The 15,753-nt window shown below is 64.8% G+C and carries 12 protein-coding genes and 2 pseudogenes; 9 read left to right on the top strand and 5 right to left on the bottom strand.

Annotated elements, in window-relative coordinates:
* Positions 1-105 precede the first annotated feature (105 nt).
* From ACZ899_RS14900 to ACZ899_RS14880, 5 genes and pseudogenes are all read left to right on the top strand, one after another.
* Positions 106-2,031: a DUF1302 domain-containing protein gene (locus tag ACZ899_RS14900; RefSeq protein ID WP_234560452.1), complete on the top strand. Its 1,926-nt coding sequence runs from the start codon at positions 106-108 to the stop codon at positions 2,029-2,031.
* 25 nt (positions 2,032-2,056) lie between these two features.
* Positions 2,057-3,421, top strand: a complete 1,365-nt coding sequence (locus ACZ899_RS14895) for a DUF1329 domain-containing protein (RefSeq protein WP_203647972.1) — start codon at positions 2,057-2,059, stop codon at positions 3,419-3,421.
* Positions 3,422-3,853: 432 nt separating this feature from the next.
* A complete protein-coding gene (locus ACZ899_RS14890) occupies positions 3,854-6,571 on the top strand; it encodes a winged helix-turn-helix domain-containing protein (protein ID WP_234560453.1) in 2,718 nt (905 codons plus the stop codon).
* Positions 6,572-6,728: 157 nt separating this feature from the next.
* Positions 6,729-8,336: a response regulator gene (locus tag ACZ899_RS14885; protein ID WP_050703762.1), complete on the top strand. Its 1,608-nt coding sequence runs from the start codon at positions 6,729-6,731 to the stop codon at positions 8,334-8,336.
* Positions 8,333-9,026 (top strand): annotated as a pseudogene (locus ACZ899_RS14880) (sensor histidine kinase). The gene ACZ899_RS14885 and the pseudogene ACZ899_RS14880 overlap by 4 nt, the downstream one beginning before the upstream one ends.
* Before the next feature lie 69 nt (positions 9,027-9,095).
* On the opposite strand, the gene ACZ899_RS14875 reads toward ACZ899_RS14880, so the two are convergent.
* Entirely contained in the window at positions 9,096-9,359 is a 264-nt protein-coding gene (locus ACZ899_RS14875) for a YebG family protein (protein WP_186713189.1), read from the bottom strand.
* A 222-nt stretch (positions 9,360-9,581) separates the two neighbouring features.
* Between ACZ899_RS14875 and ACZ899_RS14870 the strand changes: the two genes are divergently transcribed.
* Positions 9,582-10,052, top strand: coding sequence for a phosphate-starvation-inducible protein PsiE (locus tag ACZ899_RS14870; RefSeq protein ID WP_050703765.1), 471 nt, complete (start codon positions 9,582-9,584; stop codon positions 10,050-10,052).
* Positions 10,053-10,055: 3 nt separating this feature from the next.
* On the opposite strand, the gene ACZ899_RS14865 is transcribed toward ACZ899_RS14870, so the two are convergent.
* The gene (locus ACZ899_RS14865) at positions 10,056-10,355 is read right to left on the bottom strand and encodes a DUF3509 domain-containing protein (RefSeq protein WP_198743699.1); all 300 of its coding nucleotides are present in this window, start codon (positions 10,353-10,355) and stop codon (positions 10,056-10,058) included.
* A gap of 129 nt (positions 10,356-10,484) precedes the next feature.
* Positions 10,485-10,832 (bottom strand): HPF/RaiA family ribosome-associated protein, encoded by a 348-nt coding sequence (locus ACZ899_RS14860; RefSeq protein WP_203647969.1) that lies wholly within the window; start codon positions 10,830-10,832, stop codon positions 10,485-10,487.
* Between the two features lie 252 nt (positions 10,833-11,084).
* Between ACZ899_RS14860 and ACZ899_RS14855 the strand changes: the two genes are divergently transcribed.
* Positions 11,085-12,188 (top strand): NADH:flavin oxidoreductase, encoded by a 1,104-nt coding sequence (locus ACZ899_RS14855; RefSeq protein ID WP_234560454.1) that lies wholly within the window; start codon positions 11,085-11,087, stop codon positions 12,186-12,188.
* Here the strand turns inward: ACZ899_RS14855 and ACZ899_RS14850 are convergent.
* Positions 12,157-13,368, bottom strand: a complete 1,212-nt coding sequence (locus tag ACZ899_RS14850) for a glycosyltransferase family 4 protein (protein ID WP_234560455.1) — start codon at positions 13,366-13,368, stop codon at positions 12,157-12,159. The two genes, ACZ899_RS14855 and ACZ899_RS14850, sit on opposite strands and share 32 nt — an antisense overlap.
* A gap of 56 nt (positions 13,369-13,424) precedes the next feature.
* Between ACZ899_RS14850 and ACZ899_RS14845 the strand changes: the two are divergent.
* Positions 13,425-14,270 (top strand): annotated as a pseudogene (locus ACZ899_RS14845) (PAS domain-containing protein); the annotation flags it as partial.
* A gap of 162 nt (positions 14,271-14,432) precedes the next feature.
* Positions 14,433-14,864 carry a methyl-accepting chemotaxis protein gene (locus ACZ899_RS14840; protein ID WP_371923703.1) on the top strand — a complete coding sequence of 144 codons (432 nt, stop codon included), beginning with the start codon at positions 14,433-14,435 and terminating at the stop codon, positions 14,862-14,864.
* 145 nt (positions 14,865-15,009) lie between these two features.
* On the opposite strand, the gene cysZ is transcribed toward ACZ899_RS14840, so the two are convergent.
* Positions 15,010-15,738 (bottom strand): sulfate transporter CysZ, encoded by a 729-nt coding sequence (gene cysZ / locus ACZ899_RS14835; protein ID WP_234560456.1) that lies wholly within the window; start codon positions 15,736-15,738, stop codon positions 15,010-15,012.
* Between the last annotated feature and the right edge of the window lie 15 nt (positions 15,739-15,753).

Here is a 15,753-nt window from a genome sequence, read left to right as displayed (position 1 = left end):
CGCGGCAACGCGCGGCGCCACGGGCAGGAGCCTGCTTCACCAGGCGCTCGAGCCGTTTCTGAAAGGACTCACTGCCATAACAAAAAAGTACATGGAGTAGCGTCGATGACATCTGCAAACCTGTTCTGGCGCCGGGCGAAACTGCCCCTGGCCGTCAGCCTCGCTTCCACGCTCGCAAGTCCTGCTTTCGCTGTCAGCTTCAACATCGGTGAAATCGAAGGCCAGTTCGACTCCTCGCTCTCCGTTGGCGCCAGCTGGTCGACTGCCAACCCCAACAAGAACCTCATCGGGGCCAACAACGGCGGCAGGGGGCTGTCGCAGACCTCCGACGATGGCCACCTGAACTTCAAGAAAGGCGAGACCTTCTCGAAGATCTTCAAGGGTATCCACGACCTGGAGCTCAAGTACGGCGACACCGGCGTGTTCGTCCGCGGCAAGTACTGGTACGACTTCGAGCTCAAGGATGAAAACCGCGAGTTCAAGGACATCAGCGACTCCAACCGCAAGGAAGGCGCCAAGTCCTCGGGCGCGGAACTGCTCGACGCCTTCGTCTACCACAACTACAGCATCGCCGACCTGCCGGGCACCGTGCGCCTGGGCAAGCAGGTGGTGAGCTGGGGTGAAAGTACCTTCATCGGGGGGGGCATCAACGCCATCAACCCCATCGACGTCTCGGCGTTCCGCCGCCCGGGTGCGGAGATCAAGGAAGGCCTGATCCCGGTCAACATGTTCTACCTGTCGCAGAGCGTGACCGACAACCTGACCGCCGAAGGCTTCTACCAGATCGAGTGGGACCAGACCGTCGTCGACAACTGCGGCACCTTCTTCTCCCAGCCCGACGTAATCGCCGATGGTTGCAACAACAACCTGGCGGTGCTGGCCAAGCAATCGGCCGTGGCGGGACGCCTGGGGGCGCTCTCGGGGCCGACCATGCGTGCGCTGGCGGCACAGGGCGTTTCCTGGGGCTCGCCTGACGAAGGTGTGATCGTGCGTCGTGGTCCTGACCGTGATGCGCGGGACAGTGGCCAGTTCGGTGTTGCGCTGCGCTACATGTACGAGCCGCTGAATACCGAGTTCGGTGGCTACTTCATGAACTATCACAGCCGTGCGCCGATCTTCAGTGGTCGAGGCGCCGCTGCGCGCTTCTACAACCCGGCCAACCTGGCTGGCGCACTGATCGGCGCTGGGGTTCCAGCGGGCGCGGCGACCAACCCGGCGTTGCTCCAACAACTGATGCCGTTGTATGTCGCCGGTAACTCCAGCTACTACGTCGAATACCCCGAGGATATTCGCCTGTACGGCCTGAGCTTCTCCACCACCTTGCCTACCGGCACGGCCTGGAGCGGCGAGATCAGCTATCGCCCGAATGCGCCGGTGCAACTGAACACCACCGACATCCTGTATTCGGGCCTGACGCCACTCGATCCGAACGCATCGGTCCTGAAAGGCACGCCGAACACCGACCAGCCTGGCTATCGTCGCAAGGAAATCACCCAGCTGCAGACCACGTTCACCCACTTCTTCGACCAGGTCATGGGCGCCGAGCGTCTGACCATGGTCGGCGAGGTAGGCTGGACGCACGTCGGTGGCCTGGAAAGCACCTCGAAGATGCGCTACGGCCGCGACCCGGTCTACGGGCCAGGCCCGCTGCCCAGTGGCCGCTGCCAGAGCCTCAACGCCACCACGCTGGCAGGCGTCGACCAGAACAACCTGTCGCGCTACTGCGAAAACGACGGCTTCACCACCTCCGATTCCTGGGGTTATCGCGTGCGCGCCATCTGGGACTACAACAACGTCTTCGCCGGTGTGAACCTGCGCCCGAGCGTGGCCTGGTCGCATGACGTCGACGGTTACTCCCCGGGCCCAGGCGGCAACTTCGAGGAAGGCCGCAAGGCGGTCAGCCTTGGCCTGGACGCCGAGTACCAGAACACCTACACGGCGAGCCTGTCGTACACCAACTTCTTCGATGGCAAGTACACCACCGTGGATGATCGCGACTTCGTCGCCCTCAGCTTCGGCGTGAACTTCTAAGAAACCTGATCCAGGACGACACACAATGAAAATGACCACACGTCTGCTGCAAGCCGGTGTACTGGGCATGTCCCTGCTGGCAACCAGCGTCATGGCTGCGGTTTCCGCCACCGAAGCGGCCAAGCTGGGTTCCACGCTGACCCCGATGGGCGCGGAGAAGGCCGGTAACGCCGATGGCTCGATCGGCCCGTGGGAACCGCTGTCCAAGAGCGCTGGCAGCGCCGACGCCAAGGGCTTCCTGTCCGACCCTTACGCCAGCGAAAAACCGCTGTTTACCATCACCGCGCAGAACGTCGACCAGTACAAGGACAAGCTCTCGCCTGGCCAGGTTGCCATGTTCAAGCGCTATCCGGACACTTACAAGATCCCAGTGTACAAGACCCACCGTGGTTCCACGGTACCGGACGATGTGTTCGCCGCGATCAAGGAAAACGCCACCAAGACCACCTTGGTCACGGGCGGCAACGGCCTGGAGAACTTCCGCACCGCCGTGCCGTTCCCTATTCCCAAGGACGGCCTGGAGGTGATCTGGAACCACATCACCCGCTACCGTGGCGGCAGCGTGACCCGCCTGGTCACCCAGGCCACCCCGCAGCAGAACGGCTCGTACAGCCTGGTGTACTTCCAGGACCAGTTCGTGTTCCGCGACAAGATGAATGACTACGATCCGGCCAACCCGGGCAACATCCTGTTCTACTTCAAGCAGAAAGTAACCGCGCCGTCGCGTCTGGCCGGGACCGTGCTGCTGGTCCACGAGACCCTCGACCAGGTCAAGGAACCGCGCAAGGCGTGGATCTACAACGCCGGCCAGCGCCGCGTGCGCCAGGCGCCGCAAGTGTCGTACGACGGCCCGGGTACCGCCGCCGACGGCCTGCGCACCTCCGACAACCTGGACATGTACAACGGCGCGCCGGACCGTTACGACTGGAAACTCGAAGGCAAGAAGGAGATGTACATCGCCTCCAACGCCTACAAGCTGGATGATCCGAAGCTCAAGTACAGCGACATCATCAAGGCCGGGCACATCAACCAGGACCTGTCGCGCTACGAGCTGCGCCGCGTCTGGCACGTGGTTGCGACCCTCAAGCCAGGCCAGCGTCACATCTATGCCAAGCGTGACTTCTACATCGACGAGGACACCTGGCAGGCCGCGGTGATCGACCAGTACGACGGTCGCAACCAGCTGTGGCGCATTTCCGAGGCCCACGCCCAGCCGTACTACAACGTGCAGGTGCCGTGGTACACCCTGGAGGCCATCTACGACCTGCAGTCGGGTCGCTACCTGGCCCTGGGCATGAAGAACGAAGAGAAGAGCGCCTACAACTTCGGCTTCAGCGCCAGCAAGGCCGAGTTCCAGCCGGCAGCCCTGCGTCAGGACGGTGTGCGTTGAGCTGACAGGCATCGCAACTCCGTTTGATCTCCCAGAACGCCCCGGCTTGCCGGGGCGTTTCTGTTCATGTGGGTGTGAGATCGGGCTACCTGTTTCTTTTTGTCGTAGTCTTTTTGCGGCAAAGTGGCTGCATCATCTTCAAATGCGCCGCGTTTGCCGCTAGTCTCGCAACAAGCCGTAACGCCCATCCCTTTCAAGGTTTTTGCGATTTTTGGGATATGGCCGCTCAGGTTCAAGAGTGCCGGGGCCGCTTTGCGACCCTTTCGCGGCACTAGGCCGCTCCTACAGACGACCGCGCTCCCCTGTAGGAGCGGCCTTGTGCCGCGAAGGACTGCAAAGCAGCCCCGGCAACTCCAAGCCGCGCGCCTATTACCAACACCTTGAAAGGGCTGAATCTAACGCCGCCCTAATTCCAATCAGAACGAGCCGGCCATGACAGACCTGTCCCGTACCCACGGAGTCGCCAGCCAGGCCCTGGGCCTGCTGGATGGGCGTTTCTTCCGGCCGCCGCTGCCGGAAACACACGTCCCCAGAGCACGCCTGTGCCAGCGCCTGCAAAGTGGCCTGGCGGGGCGCCTGTTGCTGGTGAACGCGCCGGCGGGTTTCGGCAAGAGTTCGCTGGCCGTCGAGTTCTGCCAGGCGTTGCCCAGCCACTGGCGCAGCCTCTGGCTCGGGTTGAGCCAGCGCGATGCCGATCCGGGGCGCTTCCTCGAACGCTTGCTCGAAGGCTTGCAGCAATTCTGCCCGGCACTCGGCGGCCAGGCTCTGGGGCTTTTGAAGATGCGCCAGCGGCATCAACCCTTCGCCTTCGAAGAGTGGCTCGACGGCCTGCTTGATGAACTCGCGCTCTACCTGCAGCCGGACACGCCCTTGCTGCTGGTGCTGGACGACTACCACCTGGCCCAGGGGCCGGTGCTCGATCGTTGCCTGCAGTTCTTCCTCAACCATCTGCCGGCCGGGTTGGTCCTGCTGGTCACCAGCCGCCAGCGGCCCGATTGGCACTTGGCGCGCCTGCGCCTGTCACGGCAACTGGTCGAACTCAACGAGCAGGACCTGCGCCTGACCCCCGATGAAGCGTTGGCCGTGATCGGCCGCCAGCCCACCGGTTTGCGCGGCCAGGCCCTGGATAACCTGATCCAGCGCAGCGACGGTTGGGTGGCGGGGCTGCGTTTCTGGCAACTGGCGGCCAGCGAGTCCGGCGAGGACCACGCCTTGCCCCAGGCGCTGCATGGCGGCGAAGGACTGATCCGCGACTACCTGCTGGAGGAAGTCATCGACATCCTGCCGGCCCCCGTGCAGGCGTTTCTCTACGAGACTGCCTGCCAGGAGCGTTTCTGCGCCGAATTGTGCGACGCCCTGCGCGAGCGCCATGACAGCGGCGAGATCCTGAGCTACCTGCAGGCCCACCAGGTGTTCCTGGTGCCGCTCGACGAGCATGGGCTGTGGTTCCGCTATCACCACCTGTTCTCCGACCTGCTGCGCAGCCGGCAGGCCAGCGAGCCGCTGGCGGGGCTGCACCTGCGCGCCTGCCGCTGGTTCGAAGGGCAGGGTCTGCTGGACGAGGCGGTGGAGCAGGCCCTGCGCGCGGGCCATCTGGACGTGGCGGCGGACCTGGTACAGAGCCTGTCCGAGGAGCAACTGCTGGCGGAGCAGAATGTCGGCATGCTGCTGCGCTGGAAGATGGACCTGCCCGACAGCCTGTTGATCAGCACGCCCAGGCTGATCGTCCTGTACAGCTGGGCCCTGGGGTTGGCCTGCCAACTGGACGCCGCCGAGGAGCTGGCGGCCTACCTGAGCCGCTTCCTGCCCGCGCCGTCGGCCACCGCGCAGAAGTCGATGCTGGCCCAATGGTTGGCCCTGAGCGGGGTCATTGCCCGTGGCCGCGGCGATCGGGAGCGGACACTCGCTTACTGTGGCGAAGCGCTGCAGAGCCTGCCGAACAAACGCTACGGCCAGCGCCTGGTGTGCCTGTCGACCTTGTCGAACCTGGCCATCGCCGATGGCGATTTCTGGCGGGCGCGGGGCTGGAACCGCGAAGCACTCGAATTGGCGCAACGGGTCGGCAACCCGCTGTTCGAAGCCCTGGCCCATTACGATCGGGCGCGGGTACTGCACGCCCGCGGCGAGGTGCTGCGCGCCCTGGACGAAGTGCGCCAGGGATTGCAGCGGTTGCAGGGCCTTTCGGGGCAACGCCTGTATGCCGTGCGCGCGCGCCTGACCCTGTACGAGGGCTACTTGCTGGCGGCCCGCCTGCACTGTGCCCAGGGCCGTGCGCGCTTGCGCGCCGGGCTCAGCGAGGCGCGCAGCTGCCGCGACATCAGCGTCCTGATCGGGCATTGCGTGATCGCCTCGCTGGACGGTCGCGAAGGGCGTTTTGCCGAGGCGTTCTCGGAACTGGCCGAGGCGGAGCGGCTGATGCATATCTGGGACGTGCCGCCGATCTTCTACCTGGCCATGATTACCCTGGTGAAGTGCGAGCTCTGGTTGGCCCAGGGCCGAACGGACCTGGCCGAGTCCTGGCTGCTGCGCCTGGGGCAGACCTACGGTGGCGAGCAGCCTGCGGCCGCGCCGGAGTTCCACCCGCTGTTGCCGCTGCACATCGAATTGCAGCAGGCCTTGCTGGAACGGGTGCTGGCCCGCCCCGGTGATGCCGAAGCGCGGTTGCGCACGCTGGTCGAGCGGGGCCAGGCCAGCGGTGGCATGACGCTGGTGGTCAGCGCGCAGTGCCAATTGATCGCTCTGCTGCTGGCCGAGGGGCGTGACGCCGAAGCGGCCAGGTTGCTCGCACCTGCCCTGGAAGCGGCCCAGGGCGGTGCCCTGCAGGCCTTCCAACGCTTGATCGAAGAGCAGCCACACTGGCTGCGCGAGCAGTTGACGGGGCGTGCGGCCTGCCCGGCGCAGAGCGATCTGCTGGCCAATCTGCCGCAGGCCCTGGCTACCGGCGGCGGTGCCACCGAGGCCCTGAGCGGCCGCGAGTTTGCGGTGCTGGAACTGATCGCCCAGGGCTGTTCCAACCAGCAGATCAGCGAGCGCCTGTTCATCTCCCTGCACACGGTCAAGACCCACGCCAGCCATATCAACAGCAAGCTCGGTGTCGAGCGCCGCACCCAAGCGGTGGCCAGGGCCAAGTCCCTTGGTTTGCTGGTCTAGTGGCTTGGGGCGAGGTCGGCGGCTAAGATAGCGGCTTTAGGCCATCATTCGGCGTTACCTTCCGGGCTCATCTTTCCCGAACCGCTGCCGATACAGACCTCGGCGGTATGCATCGCCACGCGCCACTTCCCCACTTTTTTCAATACAGGTCGTGTTGATGCTGCAGTATGGGCAAAAAAGCTTTCTGATCGTCGACGACTTCACCGACTTCCGCACCTCGACCCGCTCGATGCTTCGCGAGCTGGGCGTGCGCGACGTCGACACCGCCGACAGTGGCGAACAGGCGCTGCGCATGTGCGGGCAGAAGCGCTATGACTTCATTCTCCAGGACTTTCACCTGGGGGACGGCAAGAAGAACGGCCAGCAGGTGCTCGAGGACCTGATCCTCGACAAGCTGATCAGCCATGAATGCGTGTTCATCATGGTCACCGCCGAAAGCAGCCAGTCCATCGTGCTCAGTGCCATCGAACACGAGCCCGACGCTTACCTGACCAAACCCTTCAACCGGGTCGGCCTGGCCCAGCGCCTGGAGAAGCTGACCCAGCGCAAGACGCTGCTCAAGCCCATTCTCCAAGCCCTTGATCGCGGGCGCCCGGCCGAAGTGCTCGCCGCTTGCGCCGAGCTGTGCAAGAAGGACCCGCGCTTCGCCCCGCTGTGCCTGCGCTATCGCGCCGATGCCTTGCGCGACCTCAACCGTTTCGAGGAGTTGGAGAAATTCCTCAAGAACATCCTCGCCAGCCGCCCGCAGCCCTGGGTCTACGCCGCGCTCGGCAGCCTGTTGCACAAACGCGGACAGAATGCCCAGGCCCAGGGTGTCTACGAGCAGGCCCTCAAGGCCTTCCCGATCATGCCCAACCTTTACGATGGCATGGCCGAGGTGCTGGTGGCCCAGGGCGAGACCCGGCGTGCCCAGCACATGCTCGAGGAGGCGGTGCGTCTGTCGCCGCTCGCCGTGCGCCGCCAGGCCGCGCTGGGCAAGCTGGCGCTGGACAACGCCGACTTCGAGAGTGCCTCCAAGGCCTTTCGCCATGCGGTGAACCAGGGGCAGAGTTCGCGCTACAAGGACGCCGAGAGTAATCTGGGGCTGGTCCAGGCGTTGATGAACAAGAACAGCGGCAACGGTCTCGATGCCCGTACCCGGGTCGAGATCAACACCGTGCTCAGCGAGGTGGCCAAGGAAAACGTCGAGGACCAGGGCCTGCAGGTGCGCGCGCGCCTGATGAAGGCCGCCAGCCTGCAGCAGGCCGGCGACCCGGAAACCGCCGCCAAGCTCACCGAGCAGGCCATGCAGCGCCTGGAGAAGATGGACCAGTTCTTCTCCGTGGAGGCGGCGCTGACGGTGGCCAAGCAGTTGCAGCAACTTGGCCAGGATGCGGCGGGTACCTCGATTCTCAAGGGTTGCGTGGAAACCTACGGCGACGACCCCAAGGTCATGCAGAGCGTCGCCAAGCTCACCGACGACCCGCTGGTGCTGGGGGCGGTGACCGAAGCCGTGGACCTCAACCGCCAGGGCGTGCGCAGCTACCAGGGCGGCCAGCTCAACGAAGCGCTGGGCATGTTCCGCAAGGCGTTGTCGTTGCAGCCGAAGAACATCAGCATCGCCCTGAACACCGCCCAGGCACTGCTGCGCATCGGCGGCGAGACGCCACCGCCGGCGCTGATGCAGGAGTGTCGCGACTGCCTCACCAGCGTGGCCGGCATTCCCGCCAGCGACAGTCGCTATGACCGTTACCGCAAACTGCACATCCGGGTCTTCGGCGCATGAACCAGGACAACCAGGGGCTGGACTTCTCCACGGTGATCGCCTCCACCGTGCACGACCTGAAAAACTCTCTTTCGGCGCTCACCCACGCCCACAGCCAGTGGCTGGCGCGCCCTGCCCGAAGAGTTGCGCGGCGGTATCGAGCAGGGCGTGGTGGAGCATGAACTCAGCCACCTGAACGGCATGCTCGTGCAGTTGCTGGGGCTGTACAAGCTGGGCGTCAACCAGTTGCCCATCTGCCCCGACTACCACGAACTGGACGACTTCATCGAGGCCCAGCTGGCGGCCCAGGAAGACGTGATCAAGCACCGCGACATCCTCGCCACCTGGCGTATCGAGACCGAAAGCCCGTTGGGTTTCTTCGACCGTGAGCTGGTCGCCTCGGTGGTGGCCAACGTGCTTACCAACGCCATCCGCTATGCTGGGCACGCCCTGCTGATCAGCATCGAGGAAGAGGGCGAGCAATTGGTGATCAGTGTCAACGACGATGGCGCCGGTTATCCACAGCGCATGCTCGAGCGCCAGCACGACTACGTGCAGGGCATCGATTCGCAGAGCGGCAGTACCGGACTGGGGTTGTACTTCGCCGCGCGAATTGCCGCGCTGCATGAGCGCAACGGCGTGCGCGGGCGGATCGAGATCGCCAATGGCGGTACGCTGGGGGGCGGCTTGTTCCGCTTGTACCTGCCTTGAACCGCAGCACGGCGTTGGCCGCCGTGCCGCCTCAGGCGCGAAGGGGCCGCGAAATGGCCGGTGCAGCCATCACTCGGCTGCTGCGCCTTCGAGCAGTTCGGCCAGCGCATCCGGCTGGCTCTTGAACGCCCGGGCGAACACGTCGCGGTTCTTGGCCATGTAGATACCGGCTTCCTCGACTTGCTGTTCGCTCAGCGACGGTACGGCTTTGTGCAGTACCTCGGCCAGGCGTTCGGCCAGTTCGAGCATCTTGTCGTGACGGTCTGCTTCGGCCTTATCCATGAACAAGCGCTCCGGGTCGCGGCTGCTGCGGTACACCACTTCGACGGCCATTCATCACCTCTGTGCCTTTTTGCTGATGGGGTTGCGGATAACTGTATTTTTATACAGTACATCGCCAGGCCATCACCCTGCAACCGCAATGATGGCCCGGCAAACTGAAAATCAGCGTAGCCCACAGGTGCCCTGCGGCAATCGGCCGCCTTCCAAGACAGGGGCCGTGGCCCTTTAACTGCATGGCACAAGACCTTCAGCCGTATCTAGGAATCGAACATCGTGAACATCAAATGGGCAGAAAGACTGCGCAAGGGCCTGCACGGCTCCGCCGACTCGCTGGGCAACCTGTGCGTGGAAGCCTTCCACTACCTGGCGCTGTTCGGCATCGGCGCGATCACCGCCTATGCGGCGGTGGTGACCTTCCTGGACATGCTGGGCAAGGGCGGGGTCAGCGTCGATGACATCCTGCTGCTGTTCATCTACCTGGAGCTGGGGGCGATGGTGGGGATCTACTTCAAGACCAACCACATGCCGATCCGCTTCCTGCTCTACGTGGCGATCACTGCATTGACCCGCCTGCTGATCGGCGACGTCTCGCACCACAAGGCGCCGGATGTCGGGCTGCTGTACGTGTGTGGCGGCATCCTGCTGCTGGCCTTCGCCATCCTGGTGGTGCGCTACGCCTCCTACCGCTACCCGTCGACCAAGGCGCTGGATGCCAGCGGCAAGGAAGTGGACGAGAGCAAGTAGCCCTCAGTTGGCAATGCCGGCGGCGGGAAAGCGCTGTTCGCCATGCCAGGTGCGGGTCAGGGCCGCCAGCACCTCAAGTGGGTTCTGCCCCAGCTCGATGGCCAGGCCCAGGCGGATGCTGTCGATGACCCGCTGCAGGCGCACCGGATCGTTGCGCTGGGCCTGGCTGATCAGGCGCCTGGCGACCACGCCGCTGTCGTCGGACAGGGTCAGCATGATGCTGCCGTCCAGGCGCTCGATGCTCAGGTTGACCCGGTATTCGGGGGCGAAGGCGGCGCTGATCTGGTCGAAAGGGTTGTTCATGGTCGGTCCTGCACTGAATGACTGCAGGGGTTGACCGGGGCAAGGGTGGGTTGGTTCAGGCCCGCTGATCGGCACGCAATGAAAACGCCCGGCGCAAGGCCGGGCGTTTTCATTGGACACATTCGAGTGTCAGGCGTCTGGATCGCTCTGCTCCAGGATAGCGCGCTTGCTGCGCAGCTTACCGTAGAAGTGTTCCAGCGCGTGGTTCAGCTTGCTGGCGGCGCCATCGACGGCATGTTCCAGCGAAGTGGCGGTGTGGGTCACGGAAATCGGCTGGTGGCCTTTGGGGCGAGCCTCCATCTGGCAGCGTTTGTCGTGCGGTCCGGGCTTGGCGCCGTTGTCGTCGCGCAAGTGGACTTCGATACGGGTGAGGTCGTCCTCGTAACGTTCGAGGCTGCTCTGCAGTGTGCTGCGGACCCACTCGTTCAAGCGGACGTTGCCTTGGATCTGGTTGCTGCTGTTGACCTGGATTTGCATGATTCAATCCTTATTCAGCTTGCTCGCGAGAGGCGTGCCTAGGCCACTGAGGGCGTTGGGTTTTCTGCGCCTCTTGACTCTAAAGTCAGGCAACCGCCGGACGAATTCAAGCCCTTTTGCAAAATAAATTTCCTGTTGCAAATCGGCCCGCTCGCAGCGATACCTGCCGATCACTGCAATCAATGATGCTGTGACACGCACCTGGTGGCCCCTAAGCTCGGGCGCATCCATCTCATCCCTCGGGAGCGCCGCATGTCCAGCAACCCTCTGTTCCAGCCTTTCACCCTCGGCTCCCTCGACTTGCCGACCCGCGTGGTCATGGCGCCGATGACCCGTACCTTCTGCCCCGGCGGCGTGCCCCACGACGGCGTGGTCGAGTACTACCGCCGCCGTGCCGCCGCCGGTGTCGGCCTGATCATCACCGAGGGCACCACGGTCGGGCACAAGGCCGCCAACGGCTACCCCAACGTGCCGTGTTTCCACGGTGAGGATGCCCTGGCCGGCTGGAAGCGCGTGGTCGAGGCCGTGCATGCCGAGGGCGGGCGCATCGTGCCGCAGCTGTGGCACGTGGGCAGTGTGCGCCGCCTGGGTACCGAGCCGGACGCCGCGGTTCCGGGCTATGGCCCGAGCGGCAAGGAAAAGGACGGCCAGGTGCTGGTCCACGGCATGAGCCGGGAGGATATCCGCGAGGTGATCGCCGCCTTCGCCCAGGCGGCGCGCGATGCCCAGGCCATCGGCATGGACGGCGTGGAGATCCATGGCGCTCACGGCTACCTGATCGACCAGTTCTTCTGGGACGCCAGCAATCGTCGCGATGACGAGTACGGCGGTGACCTGGCCGGGCGCTCGCGTTTCGCCATCGAACTGATCCAGGCCGTGCGCGCGGCCGTCGGCCCGGACTTTCCGATCATCCTGCGTTTCTCGCAATGGAAGCAGCAGGACTACAGCGCGCGCCTGGTGCAAACCCCCGAGGCCCTGGCAGCGTTCCTCAAGCCCTTGTCCGAGGCCGGCGTGGATATCTTCCACTGCTCCACCCGGCGCTTCTGGGAGCCGGAATTCGAGGGCAGCGAGCTGAACCTCGCCGGCTGGACCCGCCAGCTCACCGGCAAGCCGACCATCACCGTGGGCAGTGTCGGCCTGGACGGCGAGTTCCTGCAGTTCATGGTGGCCACCGACAAGGTGGCCAAGCCCGCCAGCCTCGAAGGGCTGTTGCGCCGCTTGCAGGACCAGGAGTTCGACCTGGTGGCCGTGGGTCGCGCCCTGCTGGTGGATGCCGAGTGGGCGCGCAAAGTGCGGGACGGGCGTGAGGACGATGTGCTGCCGTTCAGCCGTGAGGCGCTGACGACCCTGGCTTGATCACCAGCGGCGGAGCCTGTTCGCGGGCAGCATGCGGCTCGCGGCAGGCGCCGTACAAGTAGCCCTCGAACTGCTCGACGATCGCCAGCCAGCCCTGGCGGCTGGCGTGTTGGCGGGCATTGAGGCGCACCCGGCGCAGGGTTTCGCCTTCCTCCAGCAACCAGCAGGCGGCGTCGATGAACGCCGCCTGGTCCCCCGGCATGGCCAGGGCGCCGCTGTGGCCGTGGCGGATATGCTGGGCGGCGGCGGCCTCGTCGTAGGCGACCACGGCCAGGCCCGAGGCGAGCGCCTCGAGCACGACGTTGCCGAAGGTTTCGGTCAGGCTCGGGAACAGGAACAGGTCGCCGCTGGCGTAGTGCTCGGCCAGCACCTCGCCGCGCTGTGCGCCACAGAACATGGCATTGGGCAGTTGCTGTTCGAGCTGGCCACGCATCGGGCCATCGCCGACGATCACCAGGCGCAGCCGCCGCTGCGGATAGGCCTTGCCCAGGGCCTCCATGCAAGGGCGCAGCAGGGCCAGGTTCTTCTCTGCGGCCAGGCGCCCGACATGCAGCACGGCAATGTCATCCACACCCAGCCCCCACTGCTCGCGCAGGGCCTGATTGCGCCGTGCCGGGTTGAACAGGCTGGCGTCGACCCCGCGGGCCATCAGGCCGAGCCGTTCGAAGCCGCGGCGCTCCAGCTCCAGGCGCTGGCTGGCGCTGGGCACCAGGGTGATGGCGGTGCGCCGGTGGAACCAGCGCAGGTAGTGGGTGAGCAGTCGTGACAGCAGGCCCAGGCCATATTGTCCCGAATACTGCGGGAAGTTGGTGTGAAAGCCGCTGACCACCGCCACGCCCAGGCGCCGGGCGGCGCGCAGGGCGCTCAGGCCCAACGGGCCTTCGGTGGCGATGTACAGCACATCCGGGCGTTGCCGGCGCCAGCGGCGCCACAGCTTGTGCATCGACACCTCGCCCCACTGCAGGCCAGGGTAGCCCGGCAATGGCCAACCCCGGCACAGCAGCAGGGTTTCGTCGTTGCCGGTCCCGTTGTCGGTGGCCTGGCGCGGGCGGATCAGCTCCACCTGGTGGCCGCGCAGGCGCAGCCCTTCGCTGAGGCGGCCAAGGGTGTTGGCCACGCCATTGATCTCGGGTGGGAAGGTTTCGCTGACCAGGGTGATACGCAGGGACGGTGTGCTCATGGGGAAAAGTCTGGGCCGCCCCCGTTGCGCCCATGTGACGTCTTTGTGACGTGCGTATGACGCCTGATTTCCGGCACTTGCACCCGTTTGAATATTTCCTTGCAACGCACTCAAGAACTCTTGTCACGCAGCCGATGCAGAGGCATTCGACTACAGGAATTCGCTCCGGGAGAGCGGCCATGTTCAACAGCAAACTGAAGAAAGAAATCCAGCAACTGCGCGAAGAGCTGATGTCCATCGAGCAGGTCAAGAACAGCCTCGACAGCGAGATGCTGGTGCTCCAGCTCGACCCCCAGGGGCGCATCGAGTCGGTAAACAACAACTTCGAGGCCGAGATGGGCTATCGCGCCGAGCAACTGATCGGGCGCAACATCGAAGAGATCGTGCCGGCGCATGTGAAGAAGCTCGATTTCTACCAGCGCATGAAGCACGCCATCACCCGTGGCGAGCACCTCAACGGCGCCTTCCGTCTGCTGCGCGGCAACGGTGACGAGGCCTGGCTGCGTTCGATCCTGCAACCGGTCAAGGACAGCCAGGGGCGTATCAAGTACTTCTCCCTGCACTCCAGCGACCTGACCCGCACCATCGAGACTTCCCGCGAGCACGAGAGCCTGATCAAGGCGCTGATGCGCTCCACCGCGGTGATCGAGTTCAACCTCGAAGGCCAGGTGCTGACCGCCAACGACCGTTTCCTGCAGACCATGGGCTACAGCCTGGAGCAGATCCGTGGCAAGTATCACCGGATTTTCTGCGAGCCGGAGGAGGCCAACTCGGCGGCCTACCAGGAGTTCTGGAACCGGCTGCGCCGTGGCGAGTTCGTCGCCGAGCGTTTCAAGCGCATCGATGCCCATGGCCGCGTGGTCTGGCTGGAGGCTTCGTACAACCCGATCATCGACGCCCATGACGTGCTGTACAAGGTGGTCAAGTTCGCCACCGTGATCACCGATCAGGTCAACCAGGAGCTGGCCGTGGCCCAGGCCGCCGACATCGCCTACACCACCTCGCTGGAGACCGACGACAGCGCGCGCAAGGCCACCGACGTGGTGACCCAGACCGTCGAGGTGATGCGTGGCCTGGAAGGCTCGATGCAGGACGCCGCCGATGGCATCCAGGCGCTGGACAAGCAGTCGAAGGTGATCGGCGCGATCATCAAGACCATCAGCGACATCGCCGGGCAGACCAACCTGCTGGCGCTCAACGCCGCCATCGAGGCCGCCCGCGCCGGCGAGCAGGGGCGTGGCTTTGCCGTGGTCGCCGACGAAGTGCGCCAGCTGGCCTCGCGCACCAGCAGCGCCACCGAGGAGATCGCCAAGGTGGTGCAGCAGAACGAACAGCTGGCCCAGGCCGCGGTGGACATCATCGACACCAGCAAGCGTCAGGCCGAGCAGGGCCTGGCCCTGGCCGCCGATACTGGCGGGGTGATCGTCGAGATCCAGGAAGGGGCGAAGAAGGTGGTGGATGCGGTGGGGCAGTTTTCCAGCCAGTTGAGCCACTGATTGGCTTCACACCGCCTGTGTAGGAGCGGCCTTGTGCCGCGAAAGGGCCGCAAAGCGGCCCCGGCGATCTCAGCTTGACGCATGAACCCTGGGGCGCTTCGCACCCTTTCGCGGCACAAGGCCGCTCCTACAGGATTGTGGGCGCTCAGGTGCGCTCACGCACCCAGAACAGCGTCGCCCCGGCCACCGCCGCCGGCATCATCAGCACGTTGACCCCCGGAATCATCAACGCGAGATAAGTGATCCCGCCAAAGCCCATCGACTGCCAGCGCTTCTGCCGCAGCCAGGCGAGCATGTCCTGCCAGCTCATCTTGTTGTTGTCCGCCGGGTAGTCGATGTACTGGATGGCCATCATCCAGATGCCGAACACCAACCACAGCGGCGCGGCGATCACGTTCACCACCGGGATGAACGAGAGGATGAACAGGCCGATGGCCCGCGGCAGGAAATAGCCCAGCTTGCGCATCTCGCGGCTGAGGGTGCGTGGCACCATGGCTACCAGCTCGGCCCAGCTGAAGGGCGGGAAGTTGTCCTGGCCACGCACCACCACCTCGACCTTTTCCGCCAGGAAACCGTTGAACGGCGCGGCGATGATGTTGGCCAGCAGGGTGAAGGTGAAGAACACCATCAACAGCACCAGGGCGACGAACAGCGGCCACAGGATGTAGGTGAGGAAACTCAGCCAGTCGGGCAGGGTGGGCATCAGCGTATCGACCCACAGGCTGAACTGATGGCCGGCGAAGTAGATCAGGCCGCCGAACAGCAGCAGGTTGACCGCCAGGGGCAGCAGCACGAACAGGCGCAGGCTCGGGCTCAGGATCAGTTTCAGGCCTTCACGCAGGTACTGCGGGCCGGAAAGGACGGGGGCTTGCATCGGAATGCTCCGCTT

The organism is Pseudomonas sp. TE31087 (genome assembly GCF_057284075.1).
The sequence above is the reverse complement of the archived record's forward strand: the minus strand, read 5'-3'. Positions and strand labels throughout refer to the sequence as shown.